This is a genomic window from Pseudomonas persica, assembly GCF_900291015.1.
Lineage (GTDB): Bacteria > Pseudomonadota > Gammaproteobacteria > Pseudomonadales > Pseudomonadaceae > Aquipseudomonas.
Genome location: NZ_OLKL01000244.1, coordinates 1 through 254 on the forward strand (window position 1 = coordinate 1; position 254 = coordinate 254).

General features: G+C 68.5%; 1 pseudogene. It reads right to left on the minus strand.

Going from position 1 to position 254, the window contains the following annotated elements:
- Window positions 1-254 (minus strand): annotated as a pseudogene (locus tag FQ664_RS26435) (23S rRNA (uracil(1939)-C(5))-methyltransferase RlmD); the annotation flags it as partial.

Here is a 254-nt window from a genome sequence, read left to right on the forward strand (position 1 = left end):
AAGCGCGGGTCCTGCTCGCGGAAGCCGACCAGGGTCTTGTCCTTCTTCTCGACCCGGCGCACCGAGAACCGGCCCTTGCGGCGGTAGCCCCAGCTGTCACCCACCAGCGGCGGCAGCACGGTGCCCGGCTTCACATGGCCGATGCGCTCCAGGTTGTCCATCAGCACGCGCTGCTTGGCGACGATCTGCTGGTCTTCGTCCAGGTGCTGCAGCACGCAGCCGGCGCAGGTGCCGAAATGCGGGCACTTGGGGGT